The sequence below is a fragment of the Mesorhizobium sp. M0184 genome (assembly GCF_040322215.1).
GTDB lineage: Bacteria > Pseudomonadota > Alphaproteobacteria > Rhizobiales > Rhizobiaceae > Mesorhizobium.
Window position 1 is genome coordinate 102,908 of record NZ_JAMYSZ010000019.1, and the last position, 16,526, is coordinate 119,433.

Annotated in this window: 13 protein-coding genes and 3 pseudogenes; 7 read left to right on the plus strand and 9 right to left on the minus strand. The window is 60.0% G+C overall.

Features of this window, described 5'->3' with window-relative positions; translation table 11 throughout:
• The first annotated feature begins 53 nt into the window (after positions 1-53).
• Positions 54-461, plus strand: a complete 408-nt coding sequence (locus tag NKJ23_RS22170; RefSeq protein ID WP_352682371.1) for a hypothetical protein — start codon at positions 54-56, stop codon at positions 459-461.
• A 456-nt stretch (positions 462-917) separates the two neighbouring features.
• Here the strand turns inward: NKJ23_RS22170 and NKJ23_RS22175 are convergent, their stop codons facing one another.
• Positions 918-1,115 carry a hypothetical protein gene (locus tag NKJ23_RS22175; protein ID WP_352682373.1) on the minus strand — a complete coding sequence of 66 codons (198 nt, stop codon included), beginning with the start codon at positions 1,113-1,115 and terminating at the stop codon, positions 918-920.
• A 448-nt stretch (positions 1,116-1,563) separates the two neighbouring features.
• Here NKJ23_RS22175 and NKJ23_RS22180 point away from each other — a divergent pair, with 448 nt between their 5' ends.
• Complete coding sequence (locus NKJ23_RS22180) at positions 1,564-2,385, plus strand: LuxR C-terminal-related transcriptional regulator (RefSeq protein ID WP_352682375.1); 822 nt, start codon at positions 1,564-1,566, stop codon at positions 2,383-2,385.
• Between the two features lie 427 nt (positions 2,386-2,812).
• On the opposite strand, the gene NKJ23_RS22185 is transcribed toward NKJ23_RS22180, so the two are convergent.
• On the minus strand, positions 2,813-3,565 hold the full coding sequence (locus NKJ23_RS22185) for a LuxR C-terminal-related transcriptional regulator (protein ID WP_352682377.1): 753 nt from the start codon (positions 3,563-3,565) through the stop codon (positions 2,813-2,815).
• A gap of 726 nt (positions 3,566-4,291) precedes the next feature.
• A complete protein-coding gene (locus NKJ23_RS22190) occupies positions 4,292-4,948 on the minus strand; it encodes a Crp/Fnr family transcriptional regulator (protein ID WP_352682379.1) in 657 nt (218 codons plus the stop codon).
• A gap of 811 nt (positions 4,949-5,759) precedes the next feature.
• On the opposite strand from NKJ23_RS22190, the gene NKJ23_RS22195 reads away from it, so the two are divergent.
• Positions 5,760-6,485 (plus strand): caspase family protein, encoded by a 726-nt coding sequence (locus NKJ23_RS22195; RefSeq protein WP_352682381.1) that lies wholly within the window; start codon positions 5,760-5,762, stop codon positions 6,483-6,485.
• A 789-nt stretch (positions 6,486-7,274) separates the two neighbouring features.
• Here the strand turns inward: NKJ23_RS22195 and NKJ23_RS22200 are convergent.
• Positions 7,275-7,949 (minus strand): protein-L-isoaspartate(D-aspartate) O-methyltransferase, encoded by a 675-nt coding sequence (locus NKJ23_RS22200; protein ID WP_352682396.1) that lies wholly within the window; start codon positions 7,947-7,949, stop codon positions 7,275-7,277.
• A gap of 198 nt (positions 7,950-8,147) precedes the next feature.
• Positions 8,148-8,375, minus strand: a pseudogene (locus NKJ23_RS22205) (recombinase family protein); the annotation flags it as partial.
• A 139-nt stretch (positions 8,376-8,514) separates the two neighbouring features.
• Here NKJ23_RS22205 and NKJ23_RS22210 point away from each other — a divergent pair.
• Both NKJ23_RS22210 and NKJ23_RS22215 read left to right on the plus strand, forming a co-directional pair.
• Positions 8,515-8,904 carry an antitoxin Xre/MbcA/ParS toxin-binding domain-containing protein gene (locus tag NKJ23_RS22210; RefSeq protein ID WP_352682384.1) on the plus strand — a complete coding sequence of 130 codons (390 nt, stop codon included), beginning with the start codon at positions 8,515-8,517 and terminating at the stop codon, positions 8,902-8,904.
• Positions 8,901-9,419, plus strand: coding sequence for an RES family NAD+ phosphorylase (locus NKJ23_RS22215; protein WP_352682386.1), 519 nt, complete (start codon positions 8,901-8,903; stop codon positions 9,417-9,419). The genes NKJ23_RS22210 and NKJ23_RS22215 overlap by 4 nt, the downstream gene beginning before the upstream one ends.
• A 28-nt stretch (positions 9,420-9,447) precedes the next feature.
• Here NKJ23_RS22215 and NKJ23_RS22220 read toward each other — a convergent pair.
• The 3 genes and pseudogenes from NKJ23_RS22220 to NKJ23_RS22230 form a co-directional block, all read right to left on the minus strand.
• Positions 9,448-10,562 (minus strand): annotated as a pseudogene (locus NKJ23_RS22220) (site-specific integrase).
• Between the two features lie 82 nt (positions 10,563-10,644).
• Complete coding sequence (locus NKJ23_RS22225; RefSeq protein WP_352682387.1) at positions 10,645-10,767, minus strand: hypothetical protein; 123 nt, start codon at positions 10,765-10,767, stop codon at positions 10,645-10,647.
• A gap of 193 nt (positions 10,768-10,960) precedes the next feature.
• The gene (locus tag NKJ23_RS22230; RefSeq protein ID WP_352682389.1) at positions 10,961-11,197 is read right to left on the minus strand and encodes a type II toxin-antitoxin system Phd/YefM family antitoxin; all 237 of its coding nucleotides are present in this window, start codon (positions 11,195-11,197) and stop codon (positions 10,961-10,963) included.
• Between the two features lie 174 nt (positions 11,198-11,371).
• Between NKJ23_RS22230 and NKJ23_RS22235 the strand changes: the two are divergent.
• Positions 11,372-11,548 (plus strand): annotated as a pseudogene (locus NKJ23_RS22235) (type II toxin-antitoxin system VapC family toxin); the annotation flags it as partial.
• Between the two features lie 476 nt (positions 11,549-12,024).
• On the opposite strand, the gene NKJ23_RS22240 reads toward NKJ23_RS22235, so the two are convergent.
• Entirely contained in the window at positions 12,025-13,953 is a 1,929-nt protein-coding gene (locus NKJ23_RS22240) for an adenylate/guanylate cyclase domain-containing protein (RefSeq protein WP_352682391.1), read from the minus strand.
• Positions 13,954-14,590: 637 nt separating this feature from the next.
• On the opposite strand from NKJ23_RS22240, the gene ligD reads away from it, so the two are divergent.
• Entirely contained in the window at positions 14,591-16,363 is a 1,773-nt protein-coding gene (ligD, locus tag NKJ23_RS22245) for a DNA ligase D (protein ID WP_352682392.1), read from the plus strand.
• Positions 16,364-16,526: the final 163 nt, after the last annotated feature.

Here is a 16,526-nt window from a genome sequence, read left to right on the forward strand (position 1 = left end):
CTCGGATTACGCGTGAACTTACCCCCGAGGACAGGAGACAAGGTCATGCACGCATGAGCGTTACCGAGACGGTCCGGCACAGCTCGAAACAGGTGATCTACGAGGGCTATCCTGAATCGGCTACAACTACCGACCGACCTGCACGCTGCCATCGGCGTGAGCAACTGCAACGGCTTCCCGCACTCGTCACGCGGCGGGGGCAGCTTGCGGCGCAATTCGGTGAGCGCCTTCGCGACATCGCCGAACTGGAGACACCTACCGAGCCTTGCTGGACTCGCAGCAATTGGCAAAGCTACTGTGTGAAATTCCCCCACTGGTTCGACCGGCGGCCCGTCTGCCTCCGGAAGGGCGTGCCCTATTGCGATACCGAGGCGATGCGGGAGCACCTCGCCGAGATCAGTCGGAGCGCCGACGACGGCGCGCATGCGGTGCTGATCCTGATCAGGCCGGATCGCAAGTGACGCGGCCGGACAACATCACTCTGATGTTCGTGCCGCGCGCTCACTGGAACTGAACCCAGTCGAAAACCTGCGGCAAATTCATGACAAGGGGCTCTCCAACCGTATATTCAAGGACTACGACGAGATCCTCAATCATTGCTGCGCCGCGAGGAACAAGCTCCTTTTCCAACTCCGGAGGACCTGAGGGCCCGGTGAGCCGCTATCGCAATATGGTTTTTGGCGGCAGCAAAATGTGCGAGACCGTGCCGTCTGGGCGACAGTTTTGATATGCGCCCGGGCGGCGTGCTGCCGCCAATCTGACAGCAATTGGTACAGGCTCGATGATCGGAATTGAAAAGCGCGAGCGCAATGCGCCTGCCTGCACGGCAAGCGGTCGCCACCGATGACGATTGCCTCTGCCGCATCCTCCGAGATCGCAGCCTCACACGCGAACCGCTTCAAGGCGGACGGAATCCATTAGTCCGACAACGTCGCCTTGTGTAAGTCGCTCGCCGGTAAGAGAGCCTCGTAACCATGTTTGGCCACCCGCTCCAAGACCAGCCCCGGTGTAGTCGTCACGACCGAGAATCGGAGACCGTCGCTTGCCGCTTCGATGGTTCCTGCCTCGGCGATCCCGGCAACCGGAATGCACGACTTTAGGTACAACTGGTCCATTCCAGGATCCCCGGCGCCGTTGTTCGCCGTGGTTCTGCGCCGTCATTCTGCTATCTGGACGACCTGATGCACGGCTTGACGCGTCAGATGAATTAAGACGCGAATCGACCAAGCTCTCAATCTTGGCAATCGTATCGAGGTAACCATAGCGGAACGGGCCGTCTCATGTGTTCCTTTCATCGGCCCGCGGGAAACCAAGCCCTGTAATCCTCGCGGCCGCGCAATCCTTTGCCACGATAGGCTGAGTCGATGAAACCACGAGCTCGGGTTCTTGACCAAAAGCCCCAGGTTGAAGATTCGGGATACGCCTCGATGATGCTGCCCTACGCCTAAAGAGGGTATTTTGGTGTACGGTTTTCCTGGCGTAAGGTTAAAAAAGAAAACTGTGCGGTTGGCGCGTGGAGCACCTAATCGACGCGTGTATCCCAATCGCGTCGGGTGAGAAGCGATGATGACAAGGCAATCTTTCATAACCGTGCTTGTCGGGCCAAGCGAGTTACTTCGAGAAGGTGTTAGTCGAATCCTGAATGAAGAAGATTTTCGTGTTCTTTTCTCTACGGCTTCTGTTAACGATCTTCTGCAAAAGCCGCTACCGCATCACCGGTCGATCTTGCTAATCATAGACATCGGCGGTGCTGATGCGGAAGCTGAATTCGCGCAGATTGCTGAGTTTAAGGCGATTTACCCAGCCAGCCATGTCGTTGCGCTAGCTGATCACTGTCGCACGACCGATATAGTCTCAGCCTTTCATGCGGGGGCTGACGGGTATCTGACAAAGATCGCTGCTTACGACACCTTCATCAAAGTCCTCGAATTGGTTATGCTTGGGCAAACGGTACTACCTGCGGAAGCTTCGATGGTTATTCAAGATATAAGGCAAGGTTCGAAAGATGAATCGATAGCTGATGAGTTACCAAAGGTGGAAAGTAAAGTGGAGAGTATGGATCAAGAACTCGTAATTTTGTCGAATCGCGAGAACTGTATTCTGCGCCGTTTGATCCAAGGGGAGTCAAACAAAGCCATCGCGCGCGAAATCAACATTGCCGAAGCTACGGTGAAGGTACACGTCAAAGCCATACTTAGAAAGGTTCGAGTCCGCAACCGAACACAGGCTGCAGTTTGGGCGATGAATCATGGTATGCTTACTCCACCGTCTGGCAACGGCGCGCCGGGGGACGATACGGTGGTACCTCAGGAATCTCACCATCGGCATGATCTACTGGAAGCAAAAAATGCATACCTCGTTTTCGACAGTCGTCCTCCTATGTGACCTGCGACAGATCTTCGTGAAACTGTGTGCGTAATTGACAAAAATCACAAGAATGACGGATCTTTACTGCCATTTTGAAATTCGAGGGGATTTTTCATTAAATGGGCCAAACAAAAACTGTTTTTGGTTTGTCGCTCAGCGAAACCCGGATAGGAACGGTTGAAGGCGGAGAATGCGGCCTCCTGGTTTGGAAATGCGACCAACCGGTGGCGGTCCTTACCCAGATCGACGAGGAAGCCTACTCCACCAAGGCAATGGTTCCTCGAAACGGGATTCGGGCTGCTGAGCGGCCAGCACAAGATTTTCGATACGATCGAGGTCTGGCTAGACAGCAGTTCAGCTGCCGATTCCGCCCTTCGACCTTCAGCAGTAGAATGCGGCCGCGGGACTCACGCAAGTTGGGAAGTGTTACGCTTGGGCTCACTCCTCAGCCAGAGTTTCCTTCTGCGAGAAGATCGTTGACCTTGCAGGCGACTTCCGTGCGGTTGGTCGCCTTTAGTTTCTTCATGATATTGCGGATGTGGACCTTCACCGTGCTTTCGCGTAAATTCAGTTCGTGGGCGATCATCTTGTTCGCCTTGCCGCGCCGGAGCGCTTGCGCAACCTCGGCCTGCCTAAGCGTGAACATGCCTGCCAAAGGCTGCGTGTCGCGGCCGCCCGAATCTATCAGGTGCCGCATAGCAAGGACACTGCTCGCCGGCACGAAGATGCCTCCCGCTGCCGCAAGGTTGATAGCCTCGACGCAGACATTGATTCCAACAGAGGTCGGAATGTAACCGCGTGCACCGCATTCGAGAGCGGTCAGTATCTGGGCAAGGTCTTCGGTGTCGGCCAGGACGACCACAGGGACTGATTTGAACTCGCACGAAATATGCCTGATCTCGTCAGTGATGCCACGATCGGTGACCTTCCGACTGCCAAGGTTGAAGAGTATGGCTGCAAGGGGAGGGGCCGATCTCTTTCTGACGCGCCATTCCTCGATGGACCCCAAGGCGGCGACATCCATGCCGAGTTCGTGGTCCACGAGAGCCGATGCGAGACACTCGCGGTCCAGAGCCCTTCCGTCCAAGATGAGGAGGCATTCCCTGCCTGTCTGCCCTTGGACGATTCCCGGTCCGCCGGACGGAACTTCTGACTGATTGGCCGAATCATAATTGTGCAGTCCTGCCGTGTTACCCATGTCAATACTCCCTCTTTCCCACACAAGCCGTCTTGCGCTGGCCGACATGATTTCCGCATTCTCTCGTAATGAAAGTTTGGTACTGCGCGTTTTGAAGGGTCGAGACTCGATTAGCCCATTTGCGTCGTTTTCAGTTCCCCAACCCCCAGCGATACCCAGCGTGGGTAAGTGTAGGGGTTATTTATAAGCAGTCTCTAACATAGATTGTTTTTTTGGTAATTTTCAGGGAACCGATGCCAAGCTGGACCCAAAGGGCTGGATCCTGTGCGAAAGGCGCATGCATTGGACCCAGCCATCTTCAGCCCAGCAGGCAGCCGAATGTGGATCAGCGGGTGCCTCCGACATTTCATCGGCAGACCAGAACCGCCGAAAGTGCCGTTGACATTGTGTCGGGGGACAGTGCTGGCAGCATTGGCCCCCACTTTAATTCGAGCACGCCTTGGTAAGCGGCCCTCTGCGCATAATTCGGCAGCACGCCGCACTCGCGCGATAGGCCGAGTTGCCGCGGCCATGATGATCTCCCTTGTCACACTTGGTCAGCACGAACGGGTTGCGTTCCGCTCGGCCCAACCGTCGACCGCCTCGAGCCGGATACCGCTGTCGTCGAGACGTCAGGCGTCCCGCGCACGACCAGCTCTCCGTAAATGTCTTCTCGAACTGTTCCGGCGACGGAACGACCGTTTTCATTTTGGCGTCCATGCGCTGGCGTTCAAAGAGAGATAGCCGCTACCTGAGATACTCGCTGTCGAATCCGGCTGTTTCGACCAGCTTCTTGCGGTTGATCACCTCTACATGGCCTGACTTGAAAGAGACGAGATCGGCCTTGCGGAGCTCCCTTAACGTTCGGTTGACGTGAACCGTGGTCATTCCGAGGATGTCGGCCAGTTCATGCTGGGCAAGAGGACACTCATATCTTCCATGGACCGACAGCTCAACCATGGAGAGCCTCTCTTCCAACTCGAGCAGGAAATGGGCGGTACGCCTTATCGCGTTCCGCCGCCCGGTATTTATCAGGTGTTCGGCAAGGATGGCGTTCAGGCGCGCCAGCGAGCAGGCGATCTTCTTCCCGATTCGGCCGTCCGACAGGATGGCCTCGACCAGTTCCTTACTGGAAATTTCATAAACAGCTACTTCGGTTATGGACGCCAGCGACGCAAGATGGGGTCCGTCCAAACCACGGAAACCGACAACGTCCCCCTTGAGGGGAGTGTCTATGATCTGCCGCTCTCCGTCTGGCAGTGCGTGATAAAGTATGGCCCAACCCGATTTTACAATGAATATCTCACCGTTGTCGTCTTCCTGGCGGCATATCACCGAATGGGGTTTATAGGTTTTTGCGGTAACACCGAGAAAATCGTTGTTCCCCCACTCGTCCTTCGACAACGTTCCCCCTATGGGATGCGAGCACATGAACTCCAATAGTGTTTGCATGAAGAATCGCGAGTTTGATTTTATTTCCACACGACTTACAATAGTTTCTCCGGATAAAGTCGACCGAACGACCTCTTACCCTAGGGGAGGGGTGGCCTAATGTCCTCGTCTGTTTGAATGAGGTAAACTGCGTTTAGATCAAGGTGTTGCAAGCATCAGGTGGTTAAGTCTCCCCGCTTGAGCGAGACGATCCACGCCAAGGCCTGCAGAAGTGTGGTATCGAGGGCCGTATGGCGGGCCTCCTCGACGCGCGTGTCGTCGTGCATAATGACGGATGTCGCGGAATCATTTTGCGCCTCGGTCGTGAGGAAATCCCGCGGACAGGCATTCGCCCGCAGGCGAGGCCGCCGAAGACTGCGCTTCCTCAGCAGACTATGCTGGCGCCGTATGTCGCAGTTAACTCAGGCCACGCTGCGGATAAGCGTGCCACCAAAAGCAAAGCCATCCCAGCGCCAACCGGAAGATTGCCTCGCGCACCGCCAAGGCAAGGATGCCGGAGTGAGCACGAATCCAAATAGCAGGCAACCGTTTGACAATCATTGCGGACAATCAGCCTCTGATCTACTTTAGCTCTTGATAAATGGGGAATATGCCCGCTGTCGCGACGGCTTTTCTCTCTTTCTGTCTCGGCAGATTGCATGCTCTCTAATGGACCTTGCTACCACATGCGGCTGCCAGGTAACAGCGGTTAGGGATTTGCCATGCTCCGACTTTGCGGATTCATCGCAGCCTTCATCCTCACGAGCTTCACGACCTTTGACGCTTGCGCCGACCGAAGGGTCGCTTTTGTCATCGGCAATCGGACTACCGACAATTCCCCGCTCTCAAGAACCCGGCCAGGGATGCCGAAGACGTATCCAAAACGTTTCGACTGGCCGGTTTTGAGGTCTTCGTCGCAAGCGATCTGACCAAGCTGCAGTTCGAGGAGCAGTTTCGCAACTATCTGGCCGCCGCTGACGGCGCCGACCTGGCGGTCGTCTACTATTCCGGTCACGGCTTTCAGATCGGCGGCGAAAACTTCCTGATCCCGGTCGATGCCTCCTTGAAGCAGGCGGCAGACATCGAAGTCCAGGCCATCAAGCTCAACGATGTGCTGGAACAGTTGCGTTCGAAATCGAAGATCATCCTCGATCGCCAACAGTGGATCGGTGGGATACGGCTGCCGGCGAGCCTCTCGACCTGCAAGGGGATCGTCCCCGGCCTGCTCACAAATGAATTGGCGGCAGCGCGGTGGAGATTTGCGAAGCCGAGGTCAAGGCTATCCGATGTCCCGCGCTTTCGCTATGAACTGGGGCGCGGGCTCCTTGCGGCAGGCAAGGTCGAGGAGGGCAGCACAGCCATCGAAGAAGCCGCCAAGACGGGACACGTCCGTGCCGTGTTCGAGCTAGGCTACATGTATGCTACCGGGAACCGGAATGGCCGTCGACCGCGCACAGGCCAACGCGCTTTAAACGGCGGCATCCGACAAGGGGGATCCCCTATGGCATGACGTCGTGGGGTCGCGCATTATTCAATGGCTACGGCGACGTGACCGCCGATCCGGCCCGCGCCGTTGCCTTCCTGGAGGCCCGGCGTCCAGCGGCGACATGTATTCGATGGACCTGCTCGGCCGCAATTACTTGTCTGGCAGGGCGTGGAGAAGGATCTATCCGAAAGAGGCGCTGGCGCCTTTTCAGAAGGCAATCGATCTTGGCCAGCCCTGCGCTCCGGGCAGCCTCGCACGCATGTATCGGGACGGTGTCGGTGTGGAACGGAACTTAGCCGAAGCGCAAAGATTGTTCGGATCGCGCGGGGCGATCAGTTCGCAGCTTACGATCGCGCGGCCCTCGAAATGCAAAGGGCGACAAGGCCGATCAGGCGATCAGGCCCTTACCGTGCGTTTGCATTTGCGGCTGCGCTCGACCTGCGCAAGGAACCGCCGGACGCGCAAAGGACGCTGGCAAAGTTCGGACCGAAGTCAAAAACAGCGGCGTTGAAGCAGCCGCGCAGGAACTGAAATCGAAGCTTCCCGGGTCCGGTTCACTCGACACGCAACTGGTAAACGCGGCCAGACGATTGTGGGAAGAAGCCAATCCGCGTCGGGACTTGTTTTGATCAATGAGGAGGCAATGGTGGAAAGGACATTGAAGCAAGCAATCATCGGAATAACCCTATCCGGCGTCCTGTTCGGAAAATCTGGGACGTGTTGTTTCTCGCATTCACCAAGGGCGAAGAAACGCGGAAGGCCGGCATCTGATCGACGGTCGGAAAGCGCGGTCGCGCCAGTTGTCGCACCTCATTAGACCGTTTCGAGCCGGCTGAACCGAACCGGGATCAGTTTCCGAGTCTTCAGTTGCCCTGCCGAATCCTTGTCGATCACCGTCAGCAACTGCACATCTTCAGGTCCCACAGGCAGAACCAGCCGTCCCCCCGGCTTGAGCTGCTCAAGCAAGGCCGGCGGCGCGCGCCCAGCTGCGACGGTGACCAGGATCTTGTCGAATGGGGCGTGCTCGGGCCAGCCGCGAGACCCGTCTCCGACACGAATGCCGACGTTGGATAAGCCGAGGCCCTGCAGCAGAGCCTCGGCATGGCTTGCGAATTCCTCGATGATTTCCACGCTCCAAACCTGCCCGGCGAGTTCCGCGAGGATTGCGGTTTGATAGCCCAGGCCAGTGCCGATCTCGAGCACCGCCTCGTGCGGTTGGGGAGCAAGGAGATCGGTCATGAGAGCGACGATGAACGGCTGCGAGACGGTTTTATCGAAGCCGATCGGCAGCGGCATGTCCTGGTAGGCATAAGGTGCAACCGAGGCTGGCACGAAGAGATGCCGCGGCACTCGCCGCATCGCTGTCATCACCCGCTCATCGAGCGCCGCCTTGCCGAGTTCTTCGCTTGCAAGGTCGGTATGGATTGCAATCATCTCGACCATGTGCCTGCGTAGGACCGCGAGGTGCTCTTCGTTCATTGGCTTCATGACGGTGGGGCTTTCCTCAACCAGCTTGCTGCCGGTGAGCATTATATCCTGTTCGTCACGGTAGCGCCCGCCATCGTTTCCATTACGGGTGCCCACGGCAAGCGTGGGTGACCGTCTCGGCAGGATATCGCCGGCGACGACCCTGGAGATTCTGAGCGCTATATCGCCATAGCGGTGTGTCCCCCATGCGGCTATCTCGCGCATCAGCTTCGCCAGCACCGACCGGGAGGGCGAGGCGCCGGAGCCGTGCTCCTGGTGGACGAGGCAGCAGCCAGCCGCCTTGACCTCGTCGACCTGGGCGTCGGTCGCCCGATCCTCGGTCGAGACGCGGGCATCGCCAATGGGCGGCCGATCGGGAGAACTGGACGTTGTGCGTGCATTTGGCCGGTTTCGGGGCCGTTTTTGGGTTTTGTACACACAAGGCATGTGCCAGAACACGAACGTGTGAATGCGTCTGGTGAGGCCTCAACGACTCCTCATCAGCCAACCGAAGCTTGTAATCCGTCGCTAATGCCATATCTTATGCACAAGAAATGTGTTTCTGGATATGGCAAGGGGGACAGGGATGATCCAAGCGTTGAAAGTTCCAGTTCAGAACGAACCGTTGGTGCTGTCGTATATGGATCGGGCTGGGAAGATCGCTGTCGCCCAGGTTGCGGATGGATTCGGTATGTCCAAGGGTCAGCTTGCCGAGACGGCGGGTCTTGCGCGGGAAACCCTCTATAGGGCTGAGCGTAGCCGTGCTGCAAAGACGCAAGGTCGCCTTCGTGAAATGCTTGAGATCATCAGCAGGGTGATCGACTGGGCTGGAGGCAAGGAGCAGGCGATGGCCTGGTACCGGGCCCAGCCGATACCGGCATTCGGCGGGCGGACGGCGGAAGCTCTGGTTAAGGAAGGCAAGGCCAGCGCGGTTCGCGACTACCTGGATCATGTCGCCGTTGGTGGCTTTGCTTGAGGTTTGTCGGAATTTGCCACCGCGCCCATGATCCGCGGTGGTCCTTCCAGCCCATCTCAGGCGACGGAGCGGCTATTCGGGGTGCCAGGTTCAACCCGAAAGGTGTGCGTACGCTTTATCTGGCGCTCGACATCATGACGGCCGTGAAGGAGGCCAATCAGGGTTTTGCAAATCGCATTCATCCCTGCGTGCTTTGCTCATACGAGATCGATTGCGATGACATTGTCGATCTGAGGACGGCGCAAGGCCAGGCCGACGCCGGGATCTGGTTCGAAGATATGGCTTGTGCCTGGATGGATTTTCTCGCAGATGGCAAACGGCCGTCGTCATGGAGCATCCATGACCGCTTCGTTGCTGAAGGCAAGTTCGGCATTCTCGTGCCCAGCTTCGCGCCAGGTGCCGGCACATCCGATCAGAACCTCGTGCTATGGAGTTGGGGCGAGGTGCTCCCGCACCAGGTCAAGGTGATCGATCCGGGAGGCCGGCTGCCTCGAAACCACTTGTCCTGGAGCTAACGCCGCAAGGGTCGGATCGAATTGCGACTCAGGCGATTATCCGCGCCGCCCGCCCGAGCGTGCGTTCCGAGTCATTGTAGTAGTTCGAGGCCTGCTGCGGCGTGCGGTTTCGGTGAGATAGCCGGAGCGCAGGCTGTGGGCGGAGAAGGCTTGCGGATCGGGCCCGGCCTCGGTGGTGCGCCGCTTCAGGATCAGATTGACGGCCTGCGCGTCAGGACGCGCGCTTGGAGATTGCCACAGTGTCGATGCCGCCAAACACGGCGCCGTCCCTGATCCCGGCGCGCGCTAGCCAGTCCTTCAAAACCAGCACAGGCCGGCCGACGAGCAGCACGAAAGCGTCGCTGTCGGCTTGCGTCGTCTCTGTGCGGCCGAGCCGTATCGACAGGCATGGCAATTTATCGCCGTCGGGAGCGTTGGGATCGGCCGGAACCGGGTCTTCGTCGACCAGCTGTTCGACGCGAAGAAATTTCGCTGCGACGCCGGCCGCCGGAGGCGAAGGCGGTGATGAGAATCGCGCGATCCCTGACGTCGACGAGACGGTCGCCGGCGCATGTTTTCAGGAGGGCGGCCAGAATATCGGCGGTCACAGCCTTCCTGCTCTTGCGGGCGCGCGGACGGGCGCTGGCGCGCACCGCCAGTTCAATAGCGCTGCGCAGGCCCGGAGCTGCAAAATTTCCGCGCAAACCGCGCCATTGAGTCAGCGTCGACCAGCTCGACAGCCGCCAGCGCACGGTGCACGGGGCATGCGGACCGCTTTTACCCGCAACAGTCCCTCCGCCCTCGGCGCAGCCATGACGGCAACGGACATGCCATGCCCGGATCGGTTGAGCGCCGGGAACAGTCCCAAAGGTGGTGGGCGACCAACTTGATCAACAAGGCTGCCGGAGCCGGCCAGGGCAGCGGCTGTCCGGTCGCGGCGAGCGACCAGGCCTCGAGATAGCCGAGGTCGGAGGCCAGTGGCCGGAGAGAATTTGCGCCGATGCCGTCCTTGGCCAGGTGGCGCAGGGTCTCGACATCGCCATCGGTCAGGATCTCGGCCAAAAGATCGCGGCGGTCGAAGGGCAGCACCGAATCCAATGCGTCGAGCGCCTCGGCGCGTCGAACACCATTGCCCGGTGGCCGAGCGACGCGGTCAGTTGACATTCGCCGTTCGAGAATTCGGACTCCCTGGCCGCGCGCGGCAGCTGGGAGCTTGCGGTCGAGGGTGGCCAGCGGCAACGCGGTTTCAATTGCCAGCAAGGTAGGCGGCGTCATAGGCGCTGAAACCGTGCCCGGTGGCAAGCTTGATGATGATCCCGTCACGCCCGGCGCCCGCATCCTCAAGCGACAGCCGGCGAAGTCGTGCCATGGCGGCGATCGATTCGCCGGCAACGATCCGCCCGCGCCGTTCGGCCGTCAGGACAATGCTGCGCGCCTCATGCCAGAACAGGGAAGGGACTGGAGATTGACCTCTCAGTCCCGCGACCAGTGTTCGGCCGCCTCACTGTGCTCCTCCGGCAAGAGCCAGGCCGCGGAAAAAGAGGCGTCGAGGACCAGGATCGTCAGTAGCGATGCCCTTCGTGACGCCAGGCCAGGATCTCTTCAGTGGTCACGGACTTCGCCTTGGCGCGCGCGGCGCGAACCTCGTCGATCAAGGCGTCCAGCCGGTTATCCTTGTGGATTCGGGAGAGTTTTGCGATCGGATCGTTGCCGCGCGAAATAATCACTTCCTCGCCGGCCTCGATTTTTGCCAGCAGTTCGGAGAGATGGGTCTTGGCCTCGCCGACCTTGACAGTCATTTTTCCGTCCTCGCGTGGCGTTGTACGCTGTCGCGACGGCCACTCTCGTCGCGCTGAGCGCAGCCTTGCACGACAAACGCGATTTTGCGCGACCATAGCGTCGATTCCGCCGGTTGGTCAACGCTTGGTCAAGTCACTATCGATAAGCGGTCATTGTCGATAGTGTTCTTTGGCCTCAGCGGAAAGGTGTTCACCCAGTATGGCAAATCGGGCTGATCGCGCACTGGGGTGCTGCCGGATTTCTTCATCGGCGCCCACGCGGCGGTCGGTGAGCTGCCACTGCTCACCCGCGACGTCGGCCGTTATCGCACCTATTTTCCACCGCTGATGTTGATCACACCAGCCTCCTGAGCGCGCCTGGCGAGGCCTTGAACCCCGCCGGCAGGGGAGGGTGCTTTTTAGCCCGGACGCTTTGGCCAGGTTGACTCGGTAACGATCGCGGCGGCGTTGGTATTTGCGGGTGTCGATTTTATTTCCCGATTTCAATTGAAGTCGTAAGCTGAAATGCGGAACCGCCGTTTACACCTTACGGCGTCAAGCGCGAGGAGCGGACCGTCAGAGCCTTTGGTGAGGTCGACGCGGAACCGATCGCGCGCGGCAGCTCGTAAGGGCGGGACGTGCCGGGGTCATGCTCCGAAGTCAGTTCGCAGCCGGCCGAATGCTGCTCGATCCCGCGCGCTTCTGTAGCTCGTCCGTCTACGCCCTGACCGCTCAGGCGTCACTATGGTCGACGGAAGGACGATTGTGAGCCTCGCGAGCCAGGCCGGAACCAGCATTCGCGCGGGCTTCTCCAAGCCGCCGATCAGCGGCATGGAAGCGGCATGGCCCTAGCCTGCTTGGGCGTGGCGAACGTCCACACGGGGCGGTGCTGACGTCGCGACTTTGCGAAGCTGAAAGACTTCCGTCGCTTCGCCGCGGCCGCGCAACCTGTGCTTGCCCGCCGGGATCGTTTCGAACTTTTCGTCGAGCCGCGAAACAGTCTCGCCGGAAATCGCGATGGCGGTCGCGGCATCTGGTGCGAGCAACTTGCCGAGTTCCTGAAGCCGCTGGCTGATGTTCACGGTGTCGCCGACGATTGTGTAGTTCACGCGATCGGATGCGCCGATATTGCCGACGATGACGGAGCCCGTGTGGATGCCGATGCGGACATGAAGCGGAGGCCGGCCTTCGCCAGCCGCTTCCAGATTGTCCTTGTCCAGCTCCTCGCGGATCGCCGCGGCGGCGCGGACGGCCGCGGCGGCATGGCCCTTCAGACGATCCGGCGCGCCGAAGAACGCCAGCATGCCATCGCCCAGGAACTTGTCGACAGTACCGCCATGTGCATCGACCGCGCCGCACAGGATCGCGAAGTGGTGGTTCAGCAGCCTGGCCGCGGCTGCGGCGTCCATCTGCTCCGACAGCGTGGTGAACCCGACGATGTCGGTAAACATGACGGTGACGACCGCTTCGCGCGGTTCGGCGATGCCGATCTCTCCGGTGCGCACCAGCTTGGCCACCAGCGAGCGCGGAATATAGGTCGAGAATGCACGCAGACCGATCAGCATGGCGTTGAAGGCCGAAGCCTGGTTGTCCAACTCCCGAACCCTGCTGCGCGGCAGCGGAGTCACGCCGTCGAGATCGAAATCGGCAACGCGCATGGCCTGGCCGGCGATCGCCTGGATCGGTCGCGACAGGCGCCTCCCAAGCAGGATCGCGACGATGACCGCCACGGCCATCGCCCCAAGACCGAGCAGGGCCGATCCCATCACGCGCTCGATCTCCTTGCTGATCTGACTGGTCTCGAAATACGCGCCGAGCGTCCAGGGCTCGTCGCCATAGCCTGCGATCTTGCGGGTGATGGCGATGTAGGTGGCGTCGCCGCTCCACTCGGACGCATTGTCCACGCTGCGGTCGATCTCGGCGATTTCTATGTCGCGGGCGCGGCGCGTGTCGAAATCCCGCTCTACCTTCCGCGCGCTATAGGCGGCCAATACCGGATCGCCATACGTGGCCAGCGGCGTCAGCGGCAGAACGCCGTTCTTCAGAGCGTCGGGATCGGCCAGCCTTTGGTCGGCGAGCACGCGGTCTTCGCCATCGAGAATGAAGGCATGCGTGCCAAATCGCGATGATAGCTCCCGCGTGATATCGGACAGTTTCTGCAATTCGACCGCCGCGATCACCCAGGCCTGCGTCACGCCATCACGTGCCAGCGGCACTGAGACATGCGCGTACAGGCCGAACTCGTTGGCTACGAATGCCCCCCATTGCCTGCCGCCGACCCGTCTGCGTTGTTCGAGGGCGGCGCGGACTTGGGGCGACTTCTCGGGCTTGGCCGGAAAATGCTCGATCGCGCCCGTTGCAACGTTGTTTTCGACGGAGCGCGCGGCGCCGCGGCAGACCAGGTCGGGGGTGCAGATCAGCATCGCCTCGACCCCCGAGGCGGTAGCCAGAGCGCCGGCAACGGCTGCAGACATCGCCTCGTCGTCGATCTGGAACTCGCCCTGGGCATACAGCTGCGCGATGCCGTCGACCGCGTTCTCGGCGTCCCCCATCTCTGCGCGCAGCGAGTCCTCCATCGCATCGATCAGGAGTGTCGACTGGGCGCCGAGCAAGTCGAACGTGTTGCGAAAATTGGCGCCGACCGACAACGCGAGCACGCCCCCGACCGACAGGAATACGAGGCTGCCAAAACTCAACGCCATGATGACCGCAATAGGGATGCGACGCCGCTTCTTTTCGGGGCGGGCCAGACGCACAGGTTGTGCGGACGTGCTCATGCAGCGAGTGTCGCAATGCGCCACCGAATTGCAAGCCCCGTGACGGCTTTAAAGAGGGCGCGCGCCGAATGCACGAGCCTCCTTGCTTCCGTGCCTAGCGCATCACCCGAATGTCCACTTCGGAAGGTGTTTCTCAACTTCTGCTCATGGCGGCTCGTTCCGGTTCAAATCGATCGCAGCAATGTGAGGCTTCCACCCAACCGTTGCTCATCCATGGCAGCCGCAATGAACGGCTATTCACAAAGCGGACCTTTGGTGAGGACAGAAATTGCCGCTTGCCCCGATGCAGCCATGGAAGGAGAGTCCATGTCAGGACGCACATCAGATCAGGATGGTGCAGGGAGGCTCGGCGGACCCCGACACCTCGACTACGACTTCACGGCGGTGCAATTGCGGTGCGACTACGATCCGCGCCACGCAAGCCTCCCAAGCCGTTGGCTATTGTCATTGCATTTTGGCTGGCGGCGGATCGAGCCATAGCAAATCCGCCTCCAGCTCGCGCCAGTCCTTGCTATGTGCGCGACTTGATAATTGATGCTAATTCCAACGGAACCATAAACTGCCCCAACATACAATTTCGCTAAAATGCCCCGGAACCTATTGCTGCTCTGCGTCTTGACTCGCCGGCGGAGGGTGCATGCGTAACGCCACAGACGGGCTTTCTTTCATTGAGTTCCAGTCGCCGACGCTGGTCGAGAATGCGCCCGAGGGCGGCGAATGGCTTCATGAGATCAAGTACGACGGCTACCGCACCGAACTGATCATTGAGGGCGGCAAAGCGAGAGCCTTCACGCGCCGTGGCTACGACTGGTCGCACCGATACCGACGAATTGTTCAAGCGGCGGCGGGCTTGCCGGTGAAGGCGGCGATCATCGACGGGGAGGCTGTCGTTCTCGGCGACACTGGCCTGCCGGACTACCAAGCGTTGGAACGGGAGTTGAGCAACCCAGACTCGCCGAGGCTCATCTTCTACGCATTCGACCTGCTGCACCTCAACGGGCGCGATCTGCGGCAGCAGCCGCTGGTAAGGCGCAAGGCAGCCCTAGAGAAGCTGCTGAAGAACTCAGCTCCGACACTGACCTACGCCGAACATCTGGAGTTGGGCGGCACGGACGTGTTTGAACATGCCTGCCGTATGGGGTTGGAGGGCATCGTCTCCAAGCGCACCGATGCCACCTACCGCTCAGGGGTCCAGACGAGTTGGCTCAAGGTGAAGTGCATCAAGAGCGACACTTTCCCCATCGTGGCATTTGTCGAGAAGCTGGGCGCTCACCCGCGCCGCATCGCATCCCTCTACATCGGTCGCCGCGAGGGCGACCGACTGCTCTATGCCGGGAAGGCCCGCAGCGGCTATACCTTGAGCGTTGCTCAATTGGTTCGAGAGCGGCTCGACCCGCTGATCATCAGCAAGTCGCCTCTGTCAGAGCCCATCGTGAAGCCGAAGGCGACGTGGGTCAGACCAGAGGTGCTGGCCGAGGTACAGTTCAGCGGCGTCACTGATCGCGGCGTGTTGCGCGAGGCAGTATTCAAGGGTCTGCGAGAAGACCTCGTGGCGATCCCGGCCAAGCCTCCGGCGCCATCAAAGCGACGTGGGCCAGCCCAGGAACATGGCATTCCCAGGGAGAACATCCTGCAATTGCTGCCCGACGCGGTCTCGCCCTCCAAGGAAGAGCTTGCGCGCTACTGGCAGAGGGTTGCCGATTACGCACTCGTCCATCTCGGCCACCGACCGCTGAAGCTGGTCCGCCATGCTCTCGGGGCAACCTTCTACCACAAGGGCGCGCTGCCGAAGATCCCCGCAGCAGTGCATCAGTTGCGCGTTCAAAAGCGCGAGGGTGGCGAAGGTGTGCGCGTGTGGGTGGACGACCTTGCCGGCTTGCTGGGGCTGGTCGAGATGGATGCGGTAGAGCTGCATCCCTGGAACGCTACTGTTGACGACATCGAACATGCCGACCGGGTTGTTCTGGACCTTGATCCGGGCGAGGGGGTCGAGTGGGACAAAGTGATCGAGACCGCGCTAACGCTCCGCGACATCATGGAAGCGGAAGGTCTGCAGAGCTGGCCGAAGGTGACGGGCGGCAAGGGAATTCACCTGATGGCCCCACTTGAGACGAAGATCACGCACGACAATGCCCGGCTCCTTGCCCGATCGTTCGCCAAGCGCCTCGCTGAAGCCCATCCTGATCGCTATCTGCTCTCCGCCGCGCCGGCAGCCCGAAAGGGCCGCATCTTCATCGACTACCTTCGCAATGGGCGCGGCAACACGGCGGTCGGCGCCTTCTCCCCACGAGCGCGACCCGGCTTCCCAATCGCCCGTCCCGTGACCTGGAGCCAGGTCGAGGCAGCCATCCGTCCAGATGCGTTCACCATTGACCGTCCGTTTAGGGCGGCTGCCAGAAAAGCAGCGTGAGCAATCTCGCAGCGCATTCTATTAGCAGTGGGCGAAGACGCCCAGCGATTCCGCCGAACATTCGATCATGTCAACTACGTAAGCGCGAATTTCCCCGCACCTTTTGCTGTTGAGTGCTCTGATGCATGAGGTGTCCACCAAAATAGGTGGACACCTTGTGATG

Bases quoted from the DNA above. Each gene is read 5' to 3' on its own strand.
- NKJ23_RS22180 (WP_352682375.1), top strand. From the start codon at position 1,564: ATGATGACAAGGCAATCTTTCATAACCGTGCTTGTCGGGCCAAGCGAG.
- NKJ23_RS22175 (WP_352682373.1), bottom strand. From the start codon at position 1,115: ATGGACCAGTTGTACCTAAAGTCGTGCATTCCGGTTGCCGGGATCGCC.
- NKJ23_RS22170 (WP_352682371.1), top strand. From the start codon at position 54: ATGAGCGTTACCGAGACGGTCCGGCACAGCTCGAAACAGGTGATCTAC.
- NKJ23_RS22185 (WP_352682377.1), bottom strand. From the start codon at position 3,565: ATGGGTAACACGGCAGGACTGCACAATTATGATTCGGCCAATCAGTCA.
- NKJ23_RS22240 (WP_352682391.1), bottom strand. From the start codon at position 13,953: ATGAGCACGTCCGCACAACCTGTGCGTCTGGCCCGCCCCGAAAAGAAG.
- NKJ23_RS22210 (WP_352682384.1), top strand. From the start codon at position 8,515: ATGATCCAAGCGTTGAAAGTTCCAGTTCAGAACGAACCGTTGGTGCTG.
- ligD (WP_352682392.1), top strand. From the start codon at position 14,591: ATGCGTAACGCCACAGACGGGCTTTCTTTCATTGAGTTCCAGTCGCCG.
- NKJ23_RS22230 (WP_352682389.1), bottom strand. From the start codon at position 11,197: ATGACTGTCAAGGTCGGCGAGGCCAAGACCCATCTCTCCGAACTGCTG.
- NKJ23_RS22225 (WP_352682387.1), bottom strand. From the start codon at position 10,767: ATGGCACGACTTCGCCGGCTGTCGCTTGAGGATGCGGGCGCCGGGCGT.
- NKJ23_RS22200 (WP_352682396.1), bottom strand. From the start codon at position 7,949: ATGAAGCCAATGAACGAAGAGCACCTCGCGGTCCTACGCAGGCACATG.